Origin of the sequence: Roseateles paludis, from assembly GCF_039872745.1 — a bacterium.
GTDB lineage: Bacteria > Pseudomonadota > Gammaproteobacteria > Burkholderiales > Burkholderiaceae_C > Pelomonas > Pelomonas paludis.
This window is the reverse complement of record NZ_JBDPZD010000001.1, coordinates 710474-726206: the sequence shown is the minus strand read 5'-3', so window position 1 is coordinate 726206 and position 15733 is coordinate 710474. Positions and strand designations below refer to the sequence as shown.

Sequence of the window (15733 nt, the reverse complement as noted above, 5' to 3'; positions counted from 1 at the left end):
ATCCTTGATGCCATCCGACAACCCAGACCCCACCAATCTCGTTGACGCCCTGCTGGATGAGGCGCAAGCGCTGGATGACCTTGAGCTTGCAATGCCGCTCTACGAACGAGCTCTGGCACTGGACCCTGATCGTGCAGCCACGCACTACAACATCGGGCTGGTCCACAAGTACCGCGGCGCATGGGCTGAGTCGCTACTGCACTGCAAGCGAGCCTCTGACCTTCGCCCAGACGACGAAGCCACCAACTGGAATATGGCCATCGCAGCCACCGCACTGCGTGACTGGGCCACGGCGCGTGAGGCTTGGCGCCGTGTTGGCATAGACATCGAGCCTGGCAATGGACCTATCGCCGACAACTTCGGAATCACACCTGTGCGACTCAATCCTGACGGCGATGCAGAAGTCGTTTGGGGTCGGCGAATCGACCCGGTGAGAGTCGTCATCGAGAACATCCCAAGCGGCGAGTCGGGATTCAGGGCGGGCGACATCGTCCTTCATGACGGAGCCCCCGTCGGTCAGCGTCAATCCAATGGCAGGATGTACTCGGTCTTCAACGTTCTCGAGCTATTTGAAGCGTCTGCAAACAGCACCTTTGAAGCCGAGGTGCATGCCTTGAATGAGGACGATCTGCAGGCGCTGACTTCTGCCCTTGAGGCGGCCGAGGTCGACCACGAAGTGTGGACGACCAACATGCGAATCCTGTGCAAGCAGTGCAGCGAGGGGACCCCTCATGAACACACCGAGGAACAGCGCAAGGCAGCGTGGCCAGACAGCCACTTGATAGGCGTCTCGGCAAGGTCGCCAGATACAGCCAGAGGGGTACTGGAGCGCTGGAGCACCGGCACCGTATCGGCGCCTGGCAAGCCCCACGAAGCTGCTTCAGCTGACCGCCTCGTGCGCTTTGAATGCGTATTGGCTGGAAGTTCCGTGCATTAGCTAGGCCTGTATCGATTCCGGGGGGCGGGAGCGCCTCCCTGCGGCACCCCGTCAACTCGCAGGGCTATCCCGCACAGCCGGCAGCCTCGCCTGGGACAATCTGGCCCCATGTCCGCCCTCCCTCAAGCACCCAAGGCCCTGACCGCCTACCGCCCCTTCTGGGCCAAGCGTTTTGGCACCGCGCCCTTCCTGCCCACCACGCGGGCCGAGATGGACCAGCTGGGCTGGGACAGCTGCGACATCGTCATCGTGACCGGGGACGCCTATGTGGACCACCCGAGCTTTGGCATGGCGGTGATCGGGCGGGTGCTGGAGGCGCAGGGCTTCCGCGTGGGCATCATTGCCCAGCCCAACTGGGACAGCGCCGAGGCCTTCAAGGCCCTGGGCAAGCCCAACCTGTTCTTTGGCGTGGCGGCCGGGAACATGGATTCGATGATCAACCACTACACGGCGGACCGGCGAATCCGCACCGACGACGCCTACACCCCCGGCGGCGCAGCGGGCAAGCGGCCGGACCGGGCGACCCTGGTCTACACGCAGCGCTGCCACGAGGCCTTCAAGGAGGTGCCGGTGATCATCGGCGGCATCGAGGCCTCCTTGCGCCGCATCGCGCACTACGACTACTGGCAGGACAAGGTGCGCCGCTCCATCCTGGTGGACAGCAAGGCGGACATGCTGCTCTATGGCAATGCCGAGCGCGCCATCGTCGAGATCGCGCACCGGCTGGCGCGGCGGCAGACGATTGACACCATCACCGACGTGCGCGGCACGGCCTTCATGCGCCGCAAGGACGACCCGACCGCCGAGGGCTGGTTCGAGCTCGACTCGACCGAGGTGGACCGCCCCGGACGCATCGATGAGCTGATCTCGCCCTACCAGATGGTGGACGAGACGGTCTGCGCCACGGCCCCGGGCGAAGACGCCGCCGCGCCCAACACCATCCAGCTCCACGTCAACAAGAAGACCGGCAAGCTGGCCCTGCCCCCGCGTGACCACACCGTCGTGCGCCTGCCGGCTTACGAGCAGGTCAAGAGCGACCCCGTGCTCTACGCCCACGCCAACCGCGTGCTGCACCTGGAGACCAACCCCGGCAATGCGCGCGCCCTGGTTCAAAGGCATGCCGACCGTGACCTCTGGATCAACCCGCCGCCCATCCCGCTGACCACAGCGGAGATGGACCACGTGTTCGACCTGCCCTATGCGCGCAGCCCGCACCCGAGCTATGCCGATTCAAACGGCGGCCACGACGGCGAGACCAAGATCCCGGCCTGGGAAATGATCCGCTTCAGCGTGAACATCATGCGCGGCTGCTTTGGCGGCTGCACCTTTTGCTCCATCACCGAGCACGAGGGCCGCATCATCCAGAGCCGCAGCGAGGACTCGATCATTCGCGAGATCGAGGACATGCGGGACAAGGTCAAGGGCTTCACCGGCATCGTGTCTGACCTCGGCGGCCCCACGGCCAATATGTACCGGCTGACCTGCAAGTCACCTGAGATCGAGGCCGCCTGCCGCAAGCCGTCTTGCGTCTACCCCGGCATCTGCGGCAACCTCAAGACCGACCACGGCCCGCTCATCCAGCTCTACCGCCGCGCGCGCGGCCTGCGGGGTGTGAAGAAGGTGCTGATCGGCTCGGGCCTGCGCTACGACCTGGCCGTGCAAAGCCCCGAGTACGTGAAGGAGCTCGTCACCCATCACGTGGGCGGCTACCTCAAGATCGCGCCCGAGCACACCGAGAACGGGCCGCTGTCCAAGATGATGAAGCCGGGCATCGGCGCCTATGACCGCTTCAAGCAGATGTTCGAGGCCGCCAGCGAGGCGGCGGGCAAGAAGCAGTACCTGATCCCTTACTTCATCGCCGCCCACCCCGGCACCAGCGACGAGGACATGATGAACCTCGCCATGTGGCTGAAGAAGAACGGCTTCCGCGCCGACCAGGTGCAGACCTTCTACCCTAGCCCCATGGCCACGGCCACGGCCATGTACCACTCGGGCCAGAACCCGCTCAAGGGCATCAGCCGGCTGGAGACCAAGGGCGAGCGCGTGGACATCGTGCGCGGCGAGCGCCGCCGCCGCCTGCACAAGGCCTTTTTGCGCTACCACGACGCCAACAACTGGCCGCTGCTGCGCGAGGCCTTGAAGGCCATGGGCCGCGCCGACCTCATCGGCAACGGCAAGCACCACCTGATCCCGACCTACCAGCCCAGCACCGACGGCAGCTACCAAAGCGCCCGGCGCACCAACAGCACCCCGGTGAAGGCTTCGGCACCGGCCAAACACGTGTCGCCCGCGCGCGGCAAGCTGCTGACCCAGCACACCGGGCTGCCACCGCGCGCCACCGGCACAGTGCGCAAGAAGCCAGGGCGTTGAGACGCTTCAGGCGTCAGGCCACCTCGGTATTGAGGCTGACCATGATGCGCAAAGCCGACTCGTTGGCCTCGTAGCCCGAGCCGTGCTTGAGCCAGGACGGGAAGAGCAGCAGGTCGCCCGGGTCGAGCTTGAAGCGGGCCATCTCCATGTTGAACTCGGTCGGCTGCTCGTGCCCGACGAAGCCGATCAAGGGGTTGGGGTTCTCGAAGAAGAGCTTGCTGCTGCGCTCGTCGCTGGCGATGCACAGCGCGGCCGAGACGTAGGACGCCGGGTGGGTGTGGTGGCGCAGCAGGCTGCCGGGGCGCTGCACGTTGAACCATGAGTTGCTGATGCGAAGCAGCGGGTGACCCAGCTCGCGGGCGTAGTCGTTCACGAGCAGGCTGAGGCGCTCGCCCAGCCCGGCCAAGGCCGGGATTTGCGCTTGCAGGGCCTCGATGAAGCGGGCCTGGGCCGCAAAGGTCGAAGCCGCATCGCCCTGCAAGGAACCGTGGGGCCGGCTCTCCTGCGTTAGGCAATGGCTGCGGATCAGCGCCAGCTCGTCAGGCGCCAGCACCCCCTGGCAGCGTTGGACCAGGGTGGGGAAGAGCTTCCAGGACTGTCGTTGCATGGCGGGGGCGGAAGTCGGGTCAGGCCGTGCATTCTGCGGTGGGGAGGGGCAGCTGGCCCAGGGCTTGCATTCAGCACCGCGCACAATCAATTCGACGCGCGGCCTGCGGCCGCCCACCCCTTGATCCAGAAATTCCGCTGATGTCGAAGCCACCGGGCAAACCGCCCACGCCCCCCAAGCCCTCGTTGCGCCGCCGCCCCTACACCCCGCAGCGGCTGCTGAGCCTGGCCGTGCACCACGAGGTGCGCCGCCGCACGCAGGCGCTGTCGGCCTTCAAGGACGCGACGCACCCGGCCGCCGAGGCCCCGGCCGAGCAGCGGCTCGCTGCGGCCGAGCCCGCCACCTGGCCCGAGGCCTACGCCCGCCGGCTGTGCGTGCCCTTTGACGACAACTACCGCGGCGCCAGCCCCTTCGAGCGCGACTACTCGCGCATCGTCCACTCCAGCGCGCTGCGGCGCCTGCAGGGCAAGACCCAGCTGATCCCGGCGGGCGAGAACGAGGTCTTCCGCACGCGGCTGACGCACTCGCTGGAGGTCTCGGACATCGCCTCGCGCATCGCGCTGGCGCTCAATCTGCGGCATGGTGCGCAGCTCGGGGGCTACCGGGTCAACGGCCACATCGTGGCCTGCGCCAGCCTGCTGCACGACCTGGGCCACCCGCCCTTCGGGCACTCGGGCGAGGAGGTGCTGAACGAGCGCATGCTGGCCTACGGCGGCTTCGAGGGCAATGCCCAGACCCTGCGCATCGTGGCGCGGCTAGAGAACCGGCTGGGCCTGATCGGTGACCGTGAGGCGGCCGAGTACGCCATCGCCGGCACCGAGGCCTCGCCCCGGGGCATGAACCTCACCGCCGGCACCCTGGCCGCCGTGGTCAAGTACCCCTATCTGCTGCAGCCCCGGCCTGGGCGCGGCGCCAAGGGCGTGTATGCCGAAGACCTGCCCGTGATCCAGCGCCTGCAGGCGCTGGGCCTGAGCTCGGGTGTGCGCGTGGGCACCGCGCAGCGCACCGTCGAGTGCCAGATCATGGACATCGCCGACGACATCGCCTACTCGGCCTATGACCTGGAAGACACGCTGGAGGCCGGCATCGTCACGCCGCTGGACCTGGTGGCGCCGGATGACGAGCTGCTGGCCAGCATCCGCTCCGAGGAGGGCGTGCGCGCCTGCCTGGGCCTGCTCGCCGACGACGACGTCGAAGCCGCCAACTCGCGCATCCTCGAGGCGCTGACCCAGGTGTTCGCCAGCCTCTTCGACCTGGGCGACGCCTACCCGCACATCCAGGCGGACAGCGTGGAGGGCAACCGCGCGCGGCACATCTTTGTGGCGCGCACCTACCTGGAGTCGGTCATGCACGCCCGCCACCCCATGGTGCGGCGGCAGTTCCTGGAGGCGCTGATCGAGCGGCACATCGGCGCCGTGGACATCGAGGTGGACCGGGGCACGGCGCATTTCTCGCGCGTCGTGGTGGAGCCCGAGAGCAAGCTGCGCATCGAGTGCCTGAAGGCCTTCAACTTCCACCGCGTCATCAACTCGCGAAGGCTCAAGATGGTCCACTACCGCAGCCGCAAGATCGTGGGTGAGCTGTTCGACACCCTGTTCGAGAACGCGGTCGAGAACGACCCCAAGCTGCGCGGACTGCTGCTGCCCGACTCCATGCAGGAGCAACTGCGCAGCCAGGGCGCGCTTCGCGGCACCGCCGCCGAAGCCCAGGCCGCCCGCCTGGTGGCCGACCACGTCTCATCGCTGACCGATACCGAAGCCTTGCGCCTGCACGCCCAGCTGACCTCCGACCAGACCGGCAGTTTCAACGCCTACTGGCGCTGACAATCCCCACATGGCCAAAGCAGCGCCCAAACTGAGCCCCGAAGAAATCCAGCGCGTGATTGCGACCGCCTGGGACGACACCCCGCCCTACAACAAGGTGCTGATGGAGCACGGCATCGGCCACGGGGCGCTGGTGGCCCTGCTCAAGCGCGAGCTGACGCCAGCGGCCTACCGGCTCTGGGCCAACAAGGGCAAGGCTGCCAAGAGCCCCACCAAGCGCGCGGTCTGGCCCCACGGGCGCTGAAAGCGCCCTTAGGCATTGGAGGCGCTAAGCGCGCCCCCTGACTGGGCGTGCCCGGGCGGCCACAGACCCCAAGATTCACCTCCAGGCTAGGGGGCCACAAGGCCGAGGGTTTCCCGCAGTATTTGGGCCATGCAAGTCGCATCGCCCCTCGTCAAGGTTGCCGCCACCATGGCGGTGGCCCTGCTGGGCTTTGTCATGAGCCTGCTGCCCTCGCCCGTGGACGCGACGGACACCCACGACACCGTGGACCACTGCCGCCCCGCCGAGCGTGCCTGAAGCTCACTGACAACAGCGCCCGCGCAAACTGCCCGCCTGTTTTGGGTGCAGTGGCAGGGGGAGGCGCACGCCGCCTACTTCTTGACGCCCGAGGCCGCCTGCGGCTGGCGCAGCGCCTTGAGCTCAGCCAGGAACCAGGGCCCGGTCTCCTGCACCGGCTTGCCCGCGCAGCGCACCAGATAGGGCTTGCCGCTCATGCTGCTGGATGACGCGCCTTGGGCGATGAACTGCTCGGTGGTCGTGATCAGGCCCTTGCCCTCCAGGTAGTCGAGCTTCTTGAGCAGGTGGCCGCGCGCCTCAGCGCCGCTGTACCAGCTGCCATTGCGCTGGAACTCGCAGCCTGAGGCTTGCATGCGCAGCAGCAGGGCCTCGGCCTCGGCGCGGGCGGCGGGGGGTAGCGGGGCAGCATGGGCGGCGTGGGCCGCCGCGACAAGAACGAACAGGAGGCTGGCAAGAGGGGCGCGCATGGCCCGGATGCTATCGGGGCCTGTTGGGGTCCCCTGGGGTCTAGCGGGCCGCCACCGCAGCCAGGCGCCGGGCCTCGGCTTCGTCGTCACGGTAGAGCGCCGGGGCGCCGCCGGGTTGCCAAAGCGCGATGGCCTGTGACGCGCGCTCGCGGGCGGCAGCATCTTGGCCCTGGCGCTGCAGCGCCGTGGCCTGCAGGCTCAGCGCGCGGGCCAGCATCCAGCGGCGGCTGGCGTTGGCGGGCTGGTCGGCGGTGGCGCGCATCAGGCTTTCAGCCTCCTGGGCGAGGCGCAGCTGCTCGGCCGCATCGGGCGCAGCGCGGCCGGCGGCGTAGGCGGCTTCGGCGCGCCAGCGCGAGAGGTAGAAGTCGCCGGCCAGCTGGTCGGCGGGCGGGAAGTTGTCGAGCATGCGGCGCAGCGCAGCGGCGTTGGCGGGCGTGGGCTCAGCCTGCCAGCGCATGCGGGCGCGGGCGGTGGTGAGCAGCACGATGTCGCGCCGCGCGGCTTGGTTGGCGGGGTCGGCCTTGAGCTCGGCGTCCAGGCCAGCGAGCGCTTCGTCCAGCAGGCGCGCGCCTTCCACGGGGTTGCCGGTGTCGGCATGGATGCGCGCGGCCGACGAGCGCACCAGCGCATGCTGGTAGCGAAACTGTGGGTTGCCGGGCTCGGCGCGCAGCACCGCGTCGCGCAGGCGCAGGGCCTCGTTGGCGGCGCGCAGCGCGGTCTCGCGCTCGCCGGCCAGCCAGCCCCAGGAGGCCAGCAGTTGCTGGGCCCAGGCGTGCTGGTGGGTCCATTCGACATTGCCGGGCTCACGCGCGCACAGCTGGCCATAGAGCGCCACGGCCTGCCGGAGGGCTTGGCCTGCCGATTTCAGGTCACCGAGCTGGGCCTGCAGCGGGTTGCCGCCCAGCAGCAGCCCCAACCGCCCGAGCACGGAGGCGAGCTGGGCCTGGGTGCGGCTGTCCTGCGGGGCGAGGCGCAGGGCCTCTTCATCGAGCCGGCGGGCGTCGTCCAGCGCGGCCTTGGTCTCGGTGAGCTGGCCGGCGCGCATGGCCAAGATGGCGCGGCCCTCGTGCATCTCGGCGGCCACGCGCCAGGCGGCGGGGTCGCGGCGCTCGGCCGAGGCGGTGTTGTCGAGGTAGTAGGGCAGCAGGGCCAGGGCCTTGCCGAGGTTGCCGCGCGAGGCCTGCAGGTTCTCGGCGCTGGGGGCAAAGCCATCGCCCTGCAGCGCGGCGATGCGCGAGTAGCTCTCGGCCAGCTCGCGCGCCAGTTGCGGCTGGCGGGCCAGCTCGGGGCCCAGCTCGGTGGCCAGGCCGTCCATGTACTTGAGCGCGTCCTTGAGCAGGGCCTCGCGCGTGGCCAGGCTGCCGGGCAGGTTGGCGATCTGGTCGTGGTAGCCGAACACCATCTGGCGCGACAGCTCGCGCAGCTGGGTGAAGCGGTGCTCGGCGCGGGCCTGGGCCTCGCGGGCGAGCTGCATCTGCCACAGCGTGCCCCCGAGGCCCAGCACCAGGGCCAGCATGGCCGTGGCGGCCAGGCCGACGGCCAGACGGTGGCGGCCGACAAAGCGCCACGCCAGGTAGGGCCAGGTGGCCGCGCGGGCGCTCACCGGGCGGCCGGCGAGGTAGGCGCGCAGGTCGGCGGCAAAGTCCTGCACCGAGGCATAGCGGTGCTCGGGCTGCTTCTCCAGCGCCTTGAGCAGGATGTTGTCGAGGTCGCCTTCCAGCTGTGCCCGCAGGCGCGGCCAGTGCGGTGCATCGCCGTCGGGCGCGTCCAGGGTGGAGGGGCGCGACGGCGCCTCGTGCAGCGCGGCCTGGATCAGCGAGGGCGCGTCGGTGGCGTCGCGCCCGTAGGGGCGACGGCCGGTGAGCACCAGATAGAGCAGCACGCCGAGCGAGTAGATGTCGGTGGCCGTGGTGACGGGCTCACCACGCAGCTGCTCGGGGCTGGCGTAGCTGGGGGTCAGGGGGCGCTCGCCGAGGCGCGTCTCGTCGGGGTCGGTGGACTCCAGCGGGTCCAGCGCCTTGGCGATGCCGAAGTCCAGCAGCTTGACCTGGCCCTCGGGCGTGACGAGCACATTGCCGGGCTTGAGGTCGCGGTGCACCAGCAGGTGCCGGTGCGCGTGGGAGACGGCATCGGCCAGCTGCAGGAAGACGGCAAGACGCTCGGCCAGCGGCAGGCTCGCGCAGGCCCGGTGGATGGGCTGGCCCTGCACGTGCTCCATCACCACATAGGGCCGGCCGTCAGGCCCAAGCCCGGCATCGAGCAGCCGGGCGATGTGCGGGTGGCTCAGGCGCGCCAGCGCCTGGCGCTCGGTGGCGAAGCGCGCGTACACGCTGGCCGAGTCCATGCCCGGTTTGAGCAGCTTGATGGCCGCTTCGCCCTCGAAGGAGCCATCGCTGCGCTGCGCGAGCCACACCTCGCCCATGCCGCCGCTGCCCAGCAGGCGGTCCAGCGTCCAGGCCCCGAAGCGCTGGCCCGGCCGGGCGCTGCGCGCCGCAGCCGAAGCCTCGGCAGCCGCCGCCGCCACGGGCGAGGCCAGAAAGCCTGCGTCGTCGAGCGCTTCCGAGTGCGCCAGCAGGGACAGCACCTCTCGCTGCACGGCCTCGGGCTGGCCGCTGGCGGCGACGAAGGCGGCGCGGTCGGCAGGCGGCAGGGCGAGGGCGCGGTCAAAAAGGTCGCGGACTTGGTCCCAGGAGGCGGCGGGGGGCATGGTTTCAGTATCGGGTCGCTGGCGCGGCCAGACTCGTCAGAGACATGCAGGTTTACGCAGCTTGCGAAGCCTGGATGGCTCATGGCGGCTGCGCCTGCCCTAGCATCCCCCCATGGACAAGGAGCTCCCCGACGACGACGCGCTGGATGCCGATGTGACGGCCTGGCTCAGCCAGCTGGCACCCGACGCAGCCGGCGTGGGTGACCAGCTCTTCACGACGCTCTACCAGGAGCTGCGTGGCATCGCCCGCAACCACCTGCGCCGCGAGTCCGAGGGGCACACGCTGTCGCCCACGGCGCTGTCGCACGAGGCCTGGTTCCGGCTGGCCTCGCAGTCACGCACGCAGTGGCGCAGCCGCGCGCACTTCCTGGCGGTGGCCTCGATGATGATGCGGCGCATCCTCGTCAACCACGAGCTGGCCCGCCGGGCCGACAAGCGCAGCGCCGAGCTGGAGTCGCTGACGATCTCGGGCCTGGACCAGCTGGCCCTGCCGCCCGACCGTGACGTGATCAGCGTGCACGAGGCGCTGCTGGCGCTGCATGCCGTGGACCCGCGCGCCGCGCGGGGCGTGGAGCTGCGTTTCTTCGGTGGGCTGGAGAACGAGGAGATTGCCGAGGTGCTGGGCGTGTCGCTCGCCACCGTCAAGCGCGACTGGGTGCTGGCGCGCGCCTGGCTGCACCGTGAATTGCTTGGCACCGACGCCGTGGCGGACGCTCAGGAAAGTCGCTAGCCTGTCGGACGCGGGTGGCGCCTGCTGCCACCGGAGTCGTTCGGCATGCACAAGATCCTGGTCGTTGATGACAGTGAAGACATCCGTGAACTGCTGCGCCTGACGATGGAGCTGGCCAGCGGTTTCGAGGTGCACGAAGCGGTGGACGGCGCCTCTGCGGTGGCCGCCGTCGGGGCGCTTCGGCCCGACCTGGTCTTGATCGACATCATGATGCCGGGCGAGTTTGACGGCGCCGAAGCCTGCCGACGCATCAAGGCGACCTATGGCGCTGCGGCGCCCAAGGTGGTGCTGGTCAGCGCCAAGCCCGAGTCGGCCATCCAGGAGGCTGTGGCCGCCTGCGGCGCCGACCTGTACATCCGCAAGCCCTTTGGCCCCGCCACGCTGGTGGAAAAGCTCTCAGCGCTGTACGCCGCCAAGCAGCCCTATCTCTGACGCGGACAGAAACCGCTCCACCCACCCGATCTGCTCGGCCGTGTTGAGGGCCGGCGCATGCCCGCAACCGGGCACGGTGATCAGCTCGGCCAGAGGCCCGCGCGTGCGCATGGCCTCGGCGGTGGTGGCGCTCAGCAAGCTGGAATCAGCCCCCCGCAGGCACAGCACGGGCAGACGCAGACGGTCCCAGGCGTCCCAGAGCAGGTAGTCGTCGGTCGCCCGCTCGAACTGCTGGACGATGCGCGGGTCGTAGTGCGGCGTGACGCGGCCATCGGGCAGGCGGCGCAGCGAGGTCTCGGTGAGCTGGCGCCATTGCGCGTCGGTCAGCACGCCGAAGGACGCGTAAATCTCGCGGAAGTAGGCCTCCAGCTCGGTCACCGTCGCAAAGGCGGGCGGCGCCCCGGCATAGGTGCGGATGCGCGCCACGGCGGCCGCCTCGATCTCGGGGCCGATGTCATTGAGCACCAGGCGGCGGATGCGCCCCTGCAGCCGGGTGGCTGCGCCCAGCAGGCCGATGGCACCGCCCATCGAGGTGCCGAGCCAGTCGCACTGGGTGAGCCCCAGCTGGTCGAGCAGGCTCTCGGCCAGCGCGACGTAGGCGCCCAGGTGGTACTCGGCGGCCGGGTCCTCGGCCCATTGCGACAGGCCCCGGCCCACGGTGTCGGGACAGATGACGCGCCAGCGGTCGCACAACTGGCGGGCCAGCACATCAAAGTCGCGCCCGCTGCGCGCCAGGCCATGCCAGGCGACCAGCACCGGAGCGTCGGGGGCAAGACCCGGCGCCGCCCACTCGGTAAGGTGGATCTCGCGGCCCAGGCACACGAGATAGCGCGACGTCATGCCTTTCATGTTTGGCAATGTACGTGCACGCGCAGGGGCAAAGCGCGCGCCGCTATCCTGCGCGGCATTCTTTGGAGACACCGCCATGCGCCACACCCTTGCCGCCCTCAGTGCCCACGCCGCCGGCCCTCAGCTCAAGGGCCAGGCCCCGGGCTGGTATCGCATGCCACTGGGCAGCTTCGAGGTCACCGCGCTGTCCGACGGCACGCTCGACCTCAACCCCGAACAACTGCTGCAAGGCGCCCAGCCCGGCCAGGTGGCCCGCGCGCTGCAGCACCGCTACCTTGGCGTCCCGCTGGAGACCTCGGTCAACGGCTACCTCGTCAACACCGGCACCAAGCTCGTCCTCATCGACACCGGCGCCGCCAGCCTCTTCGGGCCCACGCTCGGCCGCCTGCTCGCCAACCTCAAGGCCAGCGGCTACAGCCCGGAGCAGGTGGACGAGATCTACATCACCCACCTGCATGGCGACCACATCGGCGGCGCCACGGCGGAGGGCAAGACCGTCTTCCCCAATGCCGTGCTGCGCGTGGACCAGCGCGATGCCGACTTCTGGCTCAGCGAGGCCGAGATGGCCAAGGCGCCCGACTCGGCCAAGGGCTTCTTCATGGGCGCCATGGTGTCCGTCAAACCCTACAAGGACGCCGGTCGCTTCAAGCCCTTCACCGGAGCCAAGGACGGTGTCGAGCTGGTGCCCGGCGTCAAGGCCTTCCCCACCTACGGCCACACCCCCGGCCACAGCGTCTACGTGGCCCAGAGCGGCGCGCAGAAGATGGTTTTCTGGGGCGACCTGATGCACGTCGCCGCCGTGCAGTTCCCGGACCCCAGCATCACCATCGCCTTCGACAGCGACCCCAAGGCCGCCGCCCCCCAGCGCCAGGCCGCCTACGCCGCTGCGGCGACTGAAGGGCACTACGCTGCCGCCACCCACCTCGCCTTCCCCGGCATCGGCAAGCTGCGCGCCGATGGCAAGGGCTATGAGTGGATCCCGGTGAACTACTCGGCGAACCGCTGATCAGCCAGCGAGCAAGCGCACTCGCACCTGCCAGGGCCCAAGCTCGGGGAAGGGCGACATCACCGGCTCGGCCAGCAGCTCCAGCCGTGTGGTGGCGGCGAGCAGCTCCTCCAGCAGCACGCGCACCTGCAGCCGCCCCAGGGCGGCGCCGGCGCAGTAGTGGGCGCCGCGGCCAAAGGCGATGTGGTCCTTGATGTTGGGGCGGTCGAGGATGAATTCGTCGGGCCGCTCGAACACCGCTTCGTCGCGGTTGGCCGAGGCGTAGACCAGGGCGATGGCCTCGCCCGCACGGATCTGCCTGCCACCGAGTTCGACGTCGCGGTTGGCGGTGCGAGCAAAGCCGCGGTAGGGCGTGTAGAGGCGCAGGAACTCCTCGAGCGCGGCAGGCACGAGCGCAGGGTCGGCCTTGAGCTGCGCATGCAGCGCGGGATGCTGGGCCAGGTGGACGGCGACATTGCCCGTCATCACCAGCGGCGCCACGATGCCCACCACCAGCACCTGGCGCACCATGCCGATGGCCATGGCGTCGGGCACGGGCTCGCCATTGATGCGCGCGGCCAGGATGGCGCTGGTGGGGTCGCTGTCGGGGTCGAGCGGCTCGCGGTGGCGCAGCGCGATCAGCTCGCGCGCCATGTCGTAGAGCGCCAGGCTGGTGGCCTTCATGGCCTCGGGGTCGTTGGCCTCGACGGCGCGCACAAAGGCCGGGCCGGCGTCCATCAAGGCGGCCTCCAGCGGCGCGGGCAGCTGCATCCAGGTGGCAAACACCTTCACGGGCACCTGGCCCCCCACCACCTCGCAGATGTCGCCGCTGCCGGCGTCCAGCAGCTGCTTCAGATGCTCACGGGTGAGCCGGCGCACCGTGGGCTCCAGCAGGGCCACGCGCTCGGGTGACAGCAGGGGGTTGAGCACCGCGCGGTAGGGCGTGTGCTCGGGCGGGTCCAGGTGCAGCGGCGGGCGCCGGCCGGTGAAGGCCACCTTGGGCACCACGTTCTGCACCGAGGTGATGTAGGTCTCGGGCTCGCCCAGCACTTGCAGTACATCGGCATAGCGCGTCACGGCCCAGAAGCCGCCGAGCGAATCGGTGTGCGCCACCGGGCAGCGCGCGCGCAGCTCGGCGTACTGGCGGTGGGCGCTGCCAAAGCTCTCGTCAGCGTCGACGCGGAAGTCGACGGGAAGGGCGACCGGGCAGGTGGGAATGTCGTTGCTCATGCTCAGGACTCGGCGGTGAAGCCAATGCGTTGGATCAGGCCGCGCCACTCGGCGGCATCGGCTTGGATCAGGGCGGCCAGGCGCTCGGGGCCGGCGGGTGTCAGCTCCAGGCCAAAGCGCGCCAGCAGGGCGCCGGCCTCGGGGCTGTCGAGTGACTTCAGCAGCGCGCTAGCACTGCGCGCCACCACCTCGCGCGGGGTGCGGCCCGGCGCAAAGAAGCCGTACCACTCGCGCGCCGTCAGCTTGAAGCCCAGCTCGCGCCAGGTGGGCACGCTGGGCGCAAGCTGGCTGCGCGCCTCGCCCGACACGGCAAGCAGCCGGATCTGGCCCGAGGCCATGTGCGGCAGGAAGATGCCCAGCGGTGCGCTCAAGCTGGGCAGCGAGCCGCCGCGCAGGTCACCCACGGCCTGCGCGCCACCGCGATAGGGCACGTGCACCAGCGGTGCGCCACTGGCCTGCGCTACGGCTGCCGCCTGCAGGTGGGCGATGGAGCCCGAGGCCGGTGAGCCATAGCTGGCCTGCTGCGGGTGGGCCTGGGCCCAGGCGAGGAAGTCGGCAAAGCTTTTCACCGCCGCCGGCACGGCCGGCCCGACGCCAAAGGCCAGCGGCGAGTGCGCCACCAGGGCCACCGGCTGCAGGTCGGTCTCGACGCGGTAGGGCAGGCGCGCGTAGGTGAAGGGGTAGATCGACACCACGGACGAAGGCACCAGCAGCAGCACGCTGCCATCGACCGGCGCGTCCTTCAGCGCCGCCACGGCCAGCTGGCCACCGGCGCCACTGCGGTTCTCCACCACCACGGCTCGGGCGTGCTCGCCGCGCAGGCGCTCGGCCAGCTGGCGCGCCATCAGGTCGCCCGGGCCGCCGGCCGGTGCGCCCAGCAGCAGGCGCAGCGTGGCCAAGGGTTCGGCACGCCCGGTGCCCGGCAGGCTGGCCGCTGCCACCAGGGCGAGCAGGCCCCGCCGCATGGGGTCGGCACGGCCCATAAACAGGGGACGAAGCAAGGGTGGCGAAGGCATGGCGGGGGGCGTTTGCGGCCAAATATACGTTTGCCTGTGCGACCGTCATTCCTAGCGTTTGTCTGGATGCGAGATCGCGCAATATCGTTCAGTCTGTGAACCACTTTCGAGGCTATTGATGAGCACCCCGACGCGCAATCGCGAGACCAACGGCACCCAGTCCCTCGTCCGGACGCTGCTGGGCGACTACACCTGGGCCGACGCTGGCGGGCCGATCCCGGCCGGCGTCTTCACGCGTGTGCTGGCGGAGTTCGGCATCTCGGACATGGCGGCGCGGCTGGCGCTGGAGCGCGTGGCCGGCCACGGCTTCCTGATGCGCGACATGCTGGGCCGCGCGGTGCTCTACCGCCTGAGCGACTGGGCGCTGGCCCACCACCAGGAGCGCTTTGCGCGCCTGCTGGGCACCGACACCCAGCCCGCCCCCTGGGACGGCCAGTGGACGCTGGTGCTGGCCTCGGTGCCCGAGGCCCAGCGCGAGCTGCGGGCCCAGCTGCGCACCCGGCTGCTGGCGGCGCGCTTTGCGCGGTTCTATGACGCCGCCTGGCTACGGCCGGGTGCGGCTGGGGTGCAGACAGCGCGCGAAGTGCTCGATTCGCTCGGCGCGCCCGAGCCCCTGCAGGTCACGGTGCTGTGCGCGCGGCACGAGGCCGGCTTTGGCGGGCGCAACCCGCTGGAGGCCTACGACCTCGACACCGTCGCAAGCCACTACACGGCGTTCATCGAACAGTACGCCCCGCTGGTCAAGCGCGCCCGCGAGGGCCGGGTGCCCACCAGCGATGCCCTGGTCCGCCGCACCCAGCTGATGGACGCCTGGCGCAGCGCCGTGCGCAACGACCCCCTGCTGCCCACCGAGCTGCTGCCGGCCAACTTCCCGCGCGAGCAAGCCCGCGCGCTCTTCATCGAGGCCTACGACCACCTCGGCCCGCCCGCCGCTGAGCAACTGCGCCGCCTCGTGGCCAGCGTGCGCCCCGAGATCGCGCCCCATCTGCGCCACCGCCAGAGCAGCTACGCCGAACCCCGGCCCCCATCCCCACCCTGCCCCCCCAAGCACCGATAGAGG

The 15733-nt window shown here is 70.0% G+C and carries 15 protein-coding genes; 9 read left to right on the top strand and 6 right to left on the bottom strand.

The window, feature by feature from the left end; genetic code table 11:
• Positions 1 to 7: 7 nt before the first annotated feature.
• Both ABDJ85_RS03440 and ABDJ85_RS03435 read left to right on the top strand, forming a co-directional pair.
• On the top strand, positions 8 to 937 hold the full coding sequence (locus tag ABDJ85_RS03440) for a tetratricopeptide repeat protein (protein ID WP_347703334.1): 930 nt from the start codon (positions 8 to 10) through the stop codon (positions 935 to 937).
• A 108-nt stretch (positions 938 to 1045) separates the two neighbouring features.
• Positions 1046 to 3307 carry a YgiQ family radical SAM protein gene (locus tag ABDJ85_RS03435; protein ID WP_347703333.1) on the top strand — a complete coding sequence of 754 codons (2262 nt, stop codon included), beginning with the start codon at positions 1046 to 1048 and terminating at the stop codon, positions 3305 to 3307.
• Between the two features lie 13 nt (positions 3308 to 3320).
• Here the strand turns inward: ABDJ85_RS03435 and ABDJ85_RS03430 are convergent, their stop codons facing one another.
• On the bottom strand, positions 3321 to 3914 hold the full coding sequence (locus ABDJ85_RS03430) for a putative 2OG-Fe(II) oxygenase (protein WP_347703332.1): 594 nt from the start codon (positions 3912 to 3914) through the stop codon (positions 3321 to 3323).
• Between the two features lie 140 nt (positions 3915 to 4054).
• Between ABDJ85_RS03430 and ABDJ85_RS03425 the strand changes: the two genes are divergently transcribed.
• The 3 genes from ABDJ85_RS03425 (at position 4055) to ABDJ85_RS03415 (ending at position 6257) form a co-directional block, all read left to right on the top strand.
• Positions 4055 to 5737, top strand: a complete 1683-nt coding sequence (locus ABDJ85_RS03425; protein ID WP_347703331.1) for a deoxyguanosinetriphosphate triphosphohydrolase family protein — start codon at positions 4055 to 4057, stop codon at positions 5735 to 5737.
• 10 nt (positions 5738 to 5747) lie between these two features.
• Positions 5748 to 5981 carry a DUF2805 domain-containing protein gene (locus ABDJ85_RS03420; RefSeq protein ID WP_347703330.1) on the top strand — a complete coding sequence of 78 codons (234 nt, stop codon included), beginning with the start codon at positions 5748 to 5750 and terminating at the stop codon, positions 5979 to 5981.
• Between the two features lie 129 nt (positions 5982 to 6110).
• A complete protein-coding gene (locus tag ABDJ85_RS03415; RefSeq protein ID WP_347703329.1) occupies positions 6111 to 6257 on the top strand; it encodes a hypothetical protein in 147 nt (48 codons plus the stop codon).
• A gap of 74 nt (positions 6258 to 6331) precedes the next feature.
• On the opposite strand, the gene ABDJ85_RS03410 is transcribed toward ABDJ85_RS03415, so the two are convergent.
• Both ABDJ85_RS03410 and ABDJ85_RS03405 read right to left on the bottom strand, forming a co-directional pair.
• Entirely contained in the window at positions 6332 to 6724 is a 393-nt protein-coding gene (locus tag ABDJ85_RS03410; RefSeq protein WP_347703328.1) for a YfeK family protein, read from the bottom strand.
• A 40-nt stretch (positions 6725 to 6764) separates the two neighbouring features.
• Positions 6765 to 9431 (bottom strand): serine/threonine-protein kinase, encoded by a 2667-nt coding sequence (locus tag ABDJ85_RS03405; RefSeq protein WP_347703327.1) that lies wholly within the window; start codon positions 9429 to 9431, stop codon positions 6765 to 6767.
• A 112-nt stretch (positions 9432 to 9543) separates the two neighbouring features.
• Between ABDJ85_RS03405 and ABDJ85_RS03400 the strand changes: the two genes are divergently transcribed.
• Together ABDJ85_RS03400 and ABDJ85_RS03395 are read left to right on the top strand one after the other, a co-directional pair.
• Complete coding sequence (locus ABDJ85_RS03400; protein ID WP_347703326.1) at positions 9544 to 10161, top strand: ECF-type sigma factor; 618 nt, start codon at positions 9544 to 9546, stop codon at positions 10159 to 10161.
• Positions 10162 to 10206: 45 nt separating this feature from the next.
• Positions 10207 to 10593, top strand: coding sequence for a response regulator transcription factor (locus ABDJ85_RS03395; protein ID WP_347703325.1), 387 nt, complete (start codon positions 10207 to 10209; stop codon positions 10591 to 10593).
• Here the strand turns inward: ABDJ85_RS03395 and ABDJ85_RS03390 are convergent.
• Positions 10558 to 11442 carry an alpha/beta fold hydrolase gene (locus ABDJ85_RS03390; RefSeq protein WP_430765510.1) on the bottom strand — a complete coding sequence of 295 codons (885 nt, stop codon included), beginning with the start codon at positions 11440 to 11442 and terminating at the stop codon, positions 10558 to 10560. The genes ABDJ85_RS03395 and ABDJ85_RS03390 overlap by 36 nt on opposite strands.
• A gap of 76 nt (positions 11443 to 11518) precedes the next feature.
• Between ABDJ85_RS03390 and ABDJ85_RS03385 the strand changes: the two genes are divergently transcribed.
• Positions 11519 to 12448 carry an MBL fold metallo-hydrolase gene (locus ABDJ85_RS03385; protein ID WP_347703324.1) on the top strand — a complete coding sequence of 310 codons (930 nt, stop codon included), beginning with the start codon at positions 11519 to 11521 and terminating at the stop codon, positions 12446 to 12448.
• On the opposite strand, the gene ABDJ85_RS03380 is transcribed toward ABDJ85_RS03385, so the two are convergent.
• Positions 12449 to 13657, bottom strand: coding sequence for a cytochrome P450 (locus ABDJ85_RS03380; RefSeq protein ID WP_347703323.1), 1209 nt, complete (start codon positions 13655 to 13657; stop codon positions 12449 to 12451).
• A 2-nt stretch (positions 13658 to 13659) separates the two neighbouring features.
• Entirely contained in the window at positions 13660 to 14658 is a 999-nt protein-coding gene (locus tag ABDJ85_RS03375; protein WP_347703322.1) for a tripartite tricarboxylate transporter substrate-binding protein, read from the bottom strand.
• Between the two features lie 133 nt (positions 14659 to 14791).
• On the opposite strand from ABDJ85_RS03375, the gene ABDJ85_RS03370 reads away from it, so the two are divergent.
• A complete protein-coding gene (locus tag ABDJ85_RS03370) occupies positions 14792 to 15730 on the top strand; it encodes a PaaX family transcriptional regulator (protein ID WP_347703321.1) in 939 nt (312 codons plus the stop codon).
• Positions 15731 to 15733 lie beyond the last annotated feature (3 nt).

Excerpts from the sequence above, each read along its gene's own strand:
- ABDJ85_RS03440 (WP_347703334.1), top strand. The coding sequence starts at position 8 with ATGCCATCCGACAACCCAGACCCCACCAATCTCGTTGACGCCCTGCTG.
- ABDJ85_RS03435 (WP_347703333.1), top strand. The coding sequence starts at position 1,046 with ATGTCCGCCCTCCCTCAAGCACCCAAGGCCCTGACCGCCTACCGCCCC.
- ABDJ85_RS03430 (WP_347703332.1), bottom strand. The coding sequence starts at position 3,914 with ATGCAACGACAGTCCTGGAAGCTCTTCCCCACCCTGGTCCAACGCTGC.
- ABDJ85_RS03425 (WP_347703331.1), top strand. The coding sequence starts at position 4,055 with ATGTCGAAGCCACCGGGCAAACCGCCCACGCCCCCCAAGCCCTCGTTG.
- ABDJ85_RS03420 (WP_347703330.1), top strand. The coding sequence starts at position 5,748 with ATGGCCAAAGCAGCGCCCAAACTGAGCCCCGAAGAAATCCAGCGCGTG.
- ABDJ85_RS03415 (WP_347703329.1), top strand. The coding sequence starts at position 6,111 with ATGCAAGTCGCATCGCCCCTCGTCAAGGTTGCCGCCACCATGGCGGTG.
- ABDJ85_RS03410 (WP_347703328.1), bottom strand. The coding sequence starts at position 6,724 with ATGCGCGCCCCTCTTGCCAGCCTCCTGTTCGTTCTTGTCGCGGCGGCC.
- ABDJ85_RS03405 (WP_347703327.1), bottom strand. The coding sequence starts at position 9,431 with ATGCCCCCCGCCGCCTCCTGGGACCAAGTCCGCGACCTTTTTGACCGC.
- ABDJ85_RS03400 (WP_347703326.1), top strand. The coding sequence starts at position 9,544 with ATGGACAAGGAGCTCCCCGACGACGACGCGCTGGATGCCGATGTGACG.
- ABDJ85_RS03395 (WP_347703325.1), top strand. The coding sequence starts at position 10,207 with ATGCACAAGATCCTGGTCGTTGATGACAGTGAAGACATCCGTGAACTG.
- ABDJ85_RS03390 (WP_430765510.1), bottom strand. The coding sequence starts at position 11,442 with ATGAAAGGCATGACGTCGCGCTATCTCGTGTGCCTGGGCCGCGAGATC.
- ABDJ85_RS03385 (WP_347703324.1), top strand. The coding sequence starts at position 11,519 with ATGCGCCACACCCTTGCCGCCCTCAGTGCCCACGCCGCCGGCCCTCAG.
- ABDJ85_RS03380 (WP_347703323.1), bottom strand. The coding sequence starts at position 13,657 with ATGAGCAACGACATTCCCACCTGCCCGGTCGCCCTTCCCGTCGACTTC.
- ABDJ85_RS03370 (WP_347703321.1), top strand. The coding sequence starts at position 14,792 with ATGAGCACCCCGACGCGCAATCGCGAGACCAACGGCACCCAGTCCCTC.